Genomic DNA, 8,194 nt, shown 5'->3' on the forward strand with positions numbered 1-8,194 from the left:
GAGCGCGATGTTGAGCTTGTGGTTCTTGCCATATCGGATGAAATTCTCTTCGACCTGCGCGGCGAGTTCGCGCGTCGGTTCCAGGATCAGCGTGCGCGGCATACGGGCGCGGGCCCGGCCGTTTTCGAGGCGGGTCAGCATCGGCAGCACGAAGGAAGCCGTCTTGCCAGTGCCGGTCTGGGCGATGCCCAAAATATCCTTGCCGAGCAAGGCGTGCGGGATCGCACCAGCCTGGATCGGCGTCGGCTGGGTGTAGCCGGCGTCGGTGACTGCGGAAAGGACCTTCGGCGACAGGCCGAGGTCTGCGAAGGTCAACGCTTCTTGAGCGGTCGTGGTGTCTGAGGACAAGTGTTGTTGTCTTTGGCTGGTTCGGGGAAGCGCAACGGCGTCTAATGGCGTCGCGGCAAGCGCCACGCGCCTGCAAGATCGGTATTGCAATTAGGAGCAAGCCCTCGATTTGTCAACAGAAACGGGCAGCAATGGCACGATTGTGAAGTTGTAACCTTAATCGGGATGCTTAATCGACCTGTCGGTCGCAGAGCCGGCTCAATAGCGGAACTGTTCGGCGAGAATACGCTCGTTCCAGGAATGATTGGGATCGAACAGCAACGTTGCTGTCGCCGTGGGTGATTCTCGCACCGTTACCGAGGTCACCGCCTTGACCTCGGTATGGTCGGCGGCGGCGTTCACCGGCCGCTTTTCCGGCTCGCGGATGTCGAAGCGCACCGTCGCTTTGTTGGAGAGCAGCGCGCCGCGCCAGCGGCGCGGGCGAAACGGGCTGACCGGGGTCAGCGCCAGCAGCGGCGCGTCGAGCGGCAGGATCGGCCCGTGCGCCGAAAGATTGTAGGCGGTGGACCCGGCCGGGGTTGCGATCATGACGCCGTCGCAGTTCAGTTCCTCAAGCCGGACCTGTTCGTCGACGGTGATGCGGATCTTGGCCGTCTGGTACGATTGACGCCACAGCGCCACCTCGTTGATAGCCAGTGCCGAAATCGTTTCGCCTTCCGAGGTCACGGCCAGCATCTCCAGCGGGCGGATCGTTTCGGCGACGGCGGCTTCGAGACGCTCGGTCAGGCCACCGGAACGATACTCGTTCATCAGGAAGCCGATGGTGCCACGGTTCATGCCGTAGACCTTCTTGCCGGTCCCCATCGTGTCGCGCAGGGTCTGCAGCAGGAAGCCGTCACCCCCAAGGGCAACGACGATCTCGGCCTCCTCGACGGAAGACTGGCCATAGCGCGCCGACAGGCTTTCCAGCGCCGTCTTGGCGTCAGCGGTGTCGGACGAGACGAAGGCGATGTGGCTGGCGGCTTTGCTCATGGCTCCCCGATGACGACCGGTTGGCAGCGGCAGGGCCGCGCCAATTTTGGGGTAGCATGGGCGGGGTAGGTCTGCAAACGGAGCCGCCATCCCGGATGGCAATGCCATTCCGGGATGGGAGGCGACCGCGGGACGGCGGATGCGGACATGCGTTCGCGTATCATGTCAAAGGCTACGCGAATGTGATGGTTAAGACCGGCCTTAAAGTCTCGTAAAGCCGGATCGGTCATGTTAGCCGGCAGTGGATGGGTGGCGTGGGGGCTAGCCAGTCGAGGCCGACATATTGCCGGTAACACGCCTGATCATTGTCTTTCTGATGCTGGGAAGCTTCGCGCTGCTCTTTGCCGAACTGGTGCGCCGGTCCGAAGAGACGAGCTTCCGACCGCAGCCCACGGCGTCGCGCTGTGGTGACGCAGCCGGAGCGCCATGCCCGCAAAGGGCGCTGTAGCGCTGTAACCTGATCATCCTTTCGGATGACCGGCGGCATTGGCGGCCGCTTCGGTGCGCGACATCGCGCGGCAGTTTCTCTCCTTAAAAGCAGAGGCCGGTCGGCTGCCGCACGTTCCACTCGTGAAAGCTTGCTGTTTGCACTCGCGGCGCTTGGCGGTGTAGATGGGTGCACCGATTGGCGGAAAGGTTTTTGGGTAGCCTCGTATCCGCCGTTGTTGGGAAACAAGCCCTGTGGCTCGTTGACTGGCCGGGTGTCTGGAGCAGGGGGTTCCATGTCGCGCAGCGTGTTGATTTCTGGTGGCTGCGGCTTCCTCGGCTCACATCTGGTCGACCGTCTGTTGCGGCGAAGCGATCTGGAAAAGCTGATCGTCGTCGACAATCTTTGGACCGGGACGCGAGACAACGTCGCACATGTCGCCGATCCGCGTTTCGATCTGCAGATTGCCGATGCCGAAAGCTTTTCATCCCTTCAACGCTTCGATGAGATCATTCATCTCGCGTCGCCGGCTTCGCCGCTTTGGTACATGCGCGAGCCGGTACGCACGATCAAGGCCAACATCGGCGGCGCGCTCAATCTTCTGACGCTGCTCAAGCCCGGCGGCCGTTTCTGCTTCGCCTCGACCTCGGAAGTCTATGGCGACCCCCTGATTTCACCCCAACCCGAGAGTTACAGGGGATCGGTGGACTGCACCGGTCCCAGGGCCTCTTATGATGAAAGCAAGCGCTGCACCGAGGCATTGCTGTTCGAACAGCAGCGGGTTGTCGGGCTCGACATTCGCGTCGTCAGGATTTTCAACACATATGGGCCGCGAACCCGCATCGACGATGGACGCGCCGTTTCGAACTTTGCCATCCAGGCTCTGACAACCGGGGTGCTGACGGTCTATGGCGACGGGTCCCAATCGCGCAGTTGGGGTTATGTCGACGACATCGTCGAGGGGCTGGAACGTTACTTCTGGCGCGACGGCATCTCGCATCGCGGCCCTCTGAACATCGGCAACGATCACGAGGTTTCCGTCCTGCGCATCGCGGAATTCGTCAGGTCGCTTGTCCCCGGCAGCCGCATCGAGCACCACCCTCCGGCTCCCCAGGATCCGACAAATCGGCGTCCGGACCTGACGTCGGCGAGGCATGTCCTTCCTGGCTGGGAAGCCAGGACGAGCTATCAGGAAGGCATCGGGCGCACCTTCGATTGGTTCCGTCAGCGAATTGCGGCCGGAACCGTTGCGGCCCCAACGGCCTGACGCGCCCGGCGTCGCGGCCAAAGCTCTTTCCTGGCTGCCCACTTGGTCACCACCGCATCGGGCGCACCCATCGGCGAGCCCTGGCCGTATCCGCATAAAGATATTGACTGCATGTTTAGTCATAGTTACTCCTGAGGTCGCGAATTGAGTTGGACAGCCGGCGCCAGCCGGTGAATGGCCACCATGAAGAGGGGAATATCTCGACTGCGATGCGGCTTGCCGTTGCCGGTGCGCCGCATGCCGCAAATGCGATGTCGACGGCCGTTCTCGTGCCGTCGATCGGCATTGTCGCGGCCATCTTTTCGTCAGCAGGAAACGGACCTGAGGCCGTAACGCCGCCGGTCCCAACAATGGGAGCATACAGCATGAACTGGAAACTGACCGCGACGGCCATCGGCCTGTCGCTGCTGACTGTCACGGGCGTTGCCCATGCCGACGGCGAACTCAACATCTACAATTGGGGCAACTACACCAGTCCCGACCTGATCAAGAAGTTCGAGGAGACCTACAAGGTCAAGGTCACCGTCACCGACTATGATTCCAACGATACCGCCCTGGCCAAGGTCCGGCAGGGCGCCTCCGGCTATGACATCGTCGTGCCCTCGGCGAGCGTCGTGCCGGTCTGGATCAGCGAAGGTCTGCTCTTGGAGACCGATCCCAACAAGATGGAGAACTTCAAGAACGTCGATCCCAGGTGGGTCGATGTTCCATTCGATCCAGGCCGCAAATATACCGTTCCATGGCAGTGGGGCACGACCGGCATTTCGGTGAACAAGTCGGTTTATGCCGGCGACCCCAACACATCGGCGATCTTCCTCGACCCACCCCCCGAACTCGTCGGCAAGATCAATGTCGTACCCGAAATGGGTGACATCATGTTCCTCGCCATCGCTTACGAGGGTGGCAAATATTGCAGCAGCGACATGCAGATGCTGAAGAAGGTGCATGACAAGCTGGTGGAGGCGAAGGCGAAATGGCTTTCGCTCGACTATGCGGCCGTCGATGGCCTGGGCAGGGGCGACATCGCCGCGGGCGTCAACTGGAACGGCATATCGCTGCGCGAGCGGCTTGAGAACGACAAGATCGTCTATGGCTATCCCAAGGAAGGCTATCCGATCTGGATGGACAATGTCGCTGTCCTCAAGGACGCCAAAAATGTCGACAACGCCAAGCTGTTCCAGAATTTCATCATGGATCCGCAGAATGCGGCACTGATCTCAGCCTTTGCGCGTTATTCGAACGGTATCAAGGGCTCGGAAGCCTTCATGCCCGACGACATGAAGACCGCGCCGGAAGTCAACATTCCCGCCGATTTCGCCGCCAAGGGCCAGTTCATGCAGGCATGCCCGCCCGACGTGCAGGCGCTCTACACGAAGATCTGGACCGACCTGCAGAAATGACCTGACCAGGCTTTCCCGCGCCGCTGCACGCGGCGCGGTCATCTCCGTCCATGCAACGCGATGCGCAGATCGCAGGAGACTTCCCATGACCGATCTCGACCTTTGCTACATGCCGGCCAGCGAGGCGCTGCGGCTGTTCAAGGCAAAGAAGCTTTCGCCCGTCGAACTGATGCAGGCCACCATCCGCCGCGCCGAAGCCACCAAGCCGACGATCAACTGCCTCACCTTCACGCATTTCGACGAGGCGATGGACCTGGCCAGGAAAGCCGAGGCGAAATACGCCAGGGGGGCCCGTACCGGGGCGCTCGAGGGACTGCCGATCGGCATCAAGGACGAGAGCTACATCAAGGACAAGCCGACCTCGCACGGCTCGCTGCTGTCCCGGGATGCCATCGGTGGCCATACGTCGACGATGAACGAGCGCATCATCAAGGCCGGAGGCATTGTCCATGCCCGCACGGCGACGCCTGAATTCAGCTGCGCCGGCTACACCTGGTCGAAACGCTGGGGCGTGACGCGCAATCCGTGGAACCCGGATTTCACGCCCGGCGGTTCGTCCGGCGGTGCCGCGGCGACGCTGGCGTCCGGCACGTCGTCGATCGCCACCGGCTCGGACATTGCCGGGTCGATCCGAATTCCCGCGTCGGCCTGCGGTCTTGTCGGCTTCAAGCCGCCTTACGGGCGCAATCCGGACGAGCCGCCGTTCAACCTCGATTTCTACTGCCACACCGGACCTTTGGCGCGAAACGTCGGGGATGCGATCCTGCTGCAGAACGTGATGGCCGGACCGAGCCCGCTCGACATCGCCACGCTCCGCCCCAAACTGCGCCTGCCCAGCGACTACAAGCCGATCAAGGGCTGGAAGATTGCTTTCTCGATGGACCTCGGTTCTTTCGAAGTGGACCCCGATGTGCGCAAGAACACGCTTGCCGCCTGCGATGTGTTTCGCTCGCTTGGCGCCACGGTCGAGGAAGTCGATCTGGGCTGGGGCGACGACGTGCTCAAGGCGGGCATGGCCTATCTCGAACATCTGTTCGGCGCCTCGCTGTCGCAACTGCTCAAGGAGCACGGCAAGGACATGACGAGCTATGCCAGGCAGTTCGCCGAGGACGGGCAGAGGTCGAAGGCGACGGACTTTGTCGGAACACTGGAAGTGGCGGCCAGGATGTACCAGACGCTGGGGCCGCTGCTGGAGACCTACGATGTGCTGATCTGCCCGACCAACGCGCTTCCCGCCGTGCCGGCGGAGTTCGATCAGACAACGGGCACGGTCGAGATCAACGGCAAGCAGGTGAACCCGTCGCTTGGCTGGGTGATGACGACGCCGTTCAACATGATGAGCCGCTGTCCGGTTCTATCCGTGCCGTCGGGCCGGGCGGCAAGCGGCGTGCCGACAGGCATCCAGATCGTCGGCCGCACCTATTGCGATGCCGATGTCTTCCGGGCGGCCATGGCCTATGAGACGGCCAAGGGGCAGTGGTACACAAACGCCGAAACGCGCCCGTCGCTATAACAGGGCGATGCGGCCCTTGCCGCGATCGTGGTTGATCTGCGGTTTCGGTTGTGGTGAGCCGACGCCGGACACCTCGAATAGACGGATCCGTGGCGGCGGCGTCGGTGATCGCCGGCAGAAGGTCCGAAAGGAGCTGGACGAAGATGGCGCAACAAAAAGCTGCGGCGGCAAAACGCAAAGGCGCAACGGCGAAGAATGGACGTGCCGCAAACGATGCCGCGCCGCCCAAGGACCGTCGGCGCGAACGCGGCGAAGCCAGCGTGCAGCGGATCATCGACGCCACCATCGAGCTCATCGCGGAGGAGGGGCTGGCAAGCGTCACCATGCAGCGCATCGCCGAACATGTCGGCTCGTCCAATGCCCTGGTCGTCTTCCATTTCCGCAGCAAGGAGAACCTGTTTCGCGCCGTCCTGCAGTATCTCAGCGATCGATATGATGAGCTGTGGGTGACGCTGGTGCGAGCGCCCGGCCTGTCGCCGGTTGAGCGGGCCCTGGGCGCGGTCGATTGCGCGCAACGTTTCGCCCGCCAGCACCCGAAATGGGTTTCGGTCTTTGTCGTGTTCTCCAGCGACCGCAAGAGCATGCAGATCTACAATGAGATCGGCCTGCCGAGCGATCTTGCCTACACCGCCGAAGCGCGCGAGCTGCTGATCGAGATTTCGCGCAGCGGCGGTTACACCGGCGTCGACATCGACACGCTGTCGGAGAGCCTGAATTATCTGGTTCATGGCGCCTGGTACTGGGATCATCTCAATCCATCCAGCCGCGACACCAACGTGCTGCGCAAGACCATGCTGCTCCTGCTGCATCAAGCGTTTCCGCGGCATTTCGAATTGATGCGCTAGAGTAATTCCAGGAAAAGTGTGAAACGGTTTTCCGTCCGGAATTGCGCCAAACAAGGAGTTGGAGTGGTTCGCCGTTTCCGTGAAACGGTGAACCGCTCTGACCGCTTTCAGGGCTGCCGCAGATGGCAGCCGGCTCGCCGCTTCTGTTCCAGATACTCGTCGACGAGCTGGCGGTAGCGCACTTTGCCGAAACTCGGGAAATGGCCGCCATGCACGACCGAGACATCGAGGTCGCGCATACGCAAGAGCGTCGCCATGTAATCGGGGATATCCGAGTGGTAGACATCGTCGATCAGCGGGCCGTCATAGATGATATCGCCTGATAACAGGATGCCCGTCCTGTTTTCATAGAGCGCGATGCCGCCGGGCGAATGGCCGGGCGTGTGGATCACCTCGAAGGCACGATCGCCGAGATCGACGACGTCCCCATGCTCGAGCAAACGGCCGGCCGGTGCGGGCAGAATGCCGTAGCGCGCCGTGTCCCAGCCTTGCGGCATGCGATCGAACATTTCGTCGGTCGCATAGGTGCCGGCTGCCGTCCACTCGTTACGCGGATCGGCGAGGATCCCGGCCTCGGCGGCGTGCACGCAGCGCTCGGGAAATTCGTGGTGACAGCCTATATGGTCGAAATGCGTGTGGCTGGCGACGCAAATCAGCTTGCGCTCGCTGACCAACGGCACGTGACGCCTGAGGCTGAAATGGCCAAGCCCGGTGTCGAACAGGAGATCGCGATCGCGGCCGCGCACATGCCACATATTGCAGCGGAAGAACGGTTTTATCCAAGGCTCGTGGATCAAGGTCACGCCATCGCTCATGCGGATGGTCTCGTACCAGTCTGGTGCCTCGATGACCGCAAGCGTTGCCATGTTTCAATCCGTCAGAAAGTTCAGTCCGTCAGCAGGATGATCTGGTCGGTATCGCAGGAAATCGCGACCCTGTCGCCCGGCTGGACGGTCGCCGTCGCGGGCAATTTGGCGATGAAGTGGAGCGAAGGGTCCTCGACGGAAACGGCGAGCACGCGCTTGAAGCTGCCCTGGAAAACCACGTCGCTCACCTCGGCCGTGCCGAGCCTGACACCGCCGCGCGCCTCGCCGAGGACAAGATGCTCCGGGCGTATGGCCAGCGCAACGGTAGAGCCGACCGGCAAGGCGCCGGGCAGCGAGACCGGCCCGACCGGCGTCGCGACGGTGCTTGTCCTGTCGCTGGCCTCCGTGACCGTGCCGGCGAGGATCGTGCTTTCGCCCATGAAGGTCGCCGAAAAACGCGTCGCCGGCCGTGCGTAGACGCGCTCTGGCGGACCTTCGTCCTCGATGCGCCCGTCATTCATCACCACGCAATGGTCGGCCAGCGCCATCGCCTCTTCCTGGTCGTGCGTGACATGGATAAAGGCGGTGCCGATGCGCTTCTGGATCGCCTTCAATT

At 62.2% G+C, this 8,194-nt stretch carries 9 protein-coding genes; 4 read left to right on the forward strand and 5 right to left on the reverse strand.

Translation table 11 applies throughout. From position 1 onward, the window contains the following. Positions 1-348: DEAD/DEAH box helicase (locus EN925_RS13240; RefSeq protein ID WP_164894196.1), on the reverse strand; the 348-nt coding region annotated here is incomplete at its 3' end. Between the two features lie 198 nt (positions 349-546). Next, the gene (locus EN925_RS13245; RefSeq protein ID WP_013531374.1) at positions 547-1,320 is read right to left on the reverse strand and encodes an NAD kinase; all 774 of its coding nucleotides are present in this window, start codon (positions 1,318-1,320) and stop codon (positions 547-549) included. Positions 1,321-2,042: 722 nt separating this feature from the next. Here EN925_RS13245 and EN925_RS13250 point away from each other — a divergent pair. Then, on the forward strand, positions 2,043-3,014 hold the full coding sequence (locus tag EN925_RS13250) for an NAD-dependent epimerase/dehydratase family protein (RefSeq protein WP_127385371.1): 972 nt from the start codon (positions 2,043-2,045) through the stop codon (positions 3,012-3,014). A gap of 115 nt (positions 3,015-3,129) precedes the next feature. Here EN925_RS13250 and EN925_RS13255 read toward each other — a convergent pair whose 3' ends face one another. Further along, positions 3,130-3,408 (reverse strand): hypothetical protein, encoded by a 279-nt coding sequence (locus tag EN925_RS13255; protein ID WP_127370232.1) that lies wholly within the window; start codon positions 3,406-3,408, stop codon positions 3,130-3,132. Between EN925_RS13255 and EN925_RS13260 the strand changes: the two genes are divergently transcribed. The 3 genes from EN925_RS13260 (at position 3,380) to EN925_RS13270 (ending at position 6,772) form a co-directional block, all read left to right on the forward strand. Next, complete coding sequence (locus EN925_RS13260; protein WP_013531376.1) at positions 3,380-4,414, forward strand: extracellular solute-binding protein; 1,035 nt, start codon at positions 3,380-3,382, stop codon at positions 4,412-4,414. The two genes, EN925_RS13255 and EN925_RS13260, sit on opposite strands and share 29 nt — an antisense overlap. An 85-nt stretch (positions 4,415-4,499) precedes the next feature. Next, entirely contained in the window at positions 4,500-5,927 is a 1,428-nt protein-coding gene (locus tag EN925_RS13265) for an amidase (RefSeq protein WP_064993626.1), read from the forward strand. Between the two features lie 143 nt (positions 5,928-6,070). Continuing rightward, positions 6,071-6,772, forward strand: a complete 702-nt coding sequence (locus EN925_RS13270; protein ID WP_013531378.1) for a TetR/AcrR family transcriptional regulator — start codon at positions 6,071-6,073, stop codon at positions 6,770-6,772. Between the two features lie 107 nt (positions 6,773-6,879). Here the strand turns inward: EN925_RS13270 and EN925_RS13275 are convergent, their stop codons facing one another. Together EN925_RS13275 and EN925_RS13280 are read right to left on the reverse strand one after the other, a co-directional pair. Beyond that, positions 6,880-7,638, reverse strand: a complete 759-nt coding sequence (locus EN925_RS13275; protein ID WP_127370230.1) for an MBL fold metallo-hydrolase — start codon at positions 7,636-7,638, stop codon at positions 6,880-6,882. A 20-nt stretch (positions 7,639-7,658) separates the two neighbouring features. Continuing rightward, on the reverse strand, positions 7,659-8,194 hold a 536-nt coding region (locus EN925_RS13280; protein ID WP_164894197.1), incomplete at its 5' end, for an ABC transporter ATP-binding protein.

This window comes from Mesorhizobium sp. M7A.F.Ca.US.006.04.2.1 (genome assembly GCF_004022915.1).
In the GTDB taxonomy this organism is placed as follows: Bacteria; Pseudomonadota; Alphaproteobacteria; order Rhizobiales; family Rhizobiaceae; genus Mesorhizobium; species Mesorhizobium ciceri.

What these genes read in the sequence shown, in the direction of transcription:
- EN925_RS13260 (WP_013531376.1), top strand. Translation starts at nt 3,380, where the DNA reads ATGAACTGGAAACTGACCGCGACGGCCATCGGCCTGTCGCTGCTGACT.
- EN925_RS13265 (WP_064993626.1), top strand. Translation starts at nt 4,500, where the DNA reads ATGACCGATCTCGACCTTTGCTACATGCCGGCCAGCGAGGCGCTGCGG.
- EN925_RS13270 (WP_013531378.1), top strand. Translation starts at nt 6,071, where the DNA reads ATGGCGCAACAAAAAGCTGCGGCGGCAAAACGCAAAGGCGCAACGGCG.
- EN925_RS13250 (WP_127385371.1), top strand. Translation starts at nt 2,043, where the DNA reads ATGTCGCGCAGCGTGTTGATTTCTGGTGGCTGCGGCTTCCTCGGCTCA.
- EN925_RS13245 (WP_013531374.1), bottom strand. Translation starts at nt 1,320, where the DNA reads ATGAGCAAAGCCGCCAGCCACATCGCCTTCGTCTCGTCCGACACCGCT.
- EN925_RS13275 (WP_127370230.1), bottom strand. Translation starts at nt 7,638, where the DNA reads ATGGCAACGCTTGCGGTCATCGAGGCACCAGACTGGTACGAGACCATC.
- EN925_RS13255 (WP_127370232.1), bottom strand. Translation starts at nt 3,408, where the DNA reads ATGGCCGTCGCGGTCAGTTTCCAGTTCATGCTGTATGCTCCCATTGTT.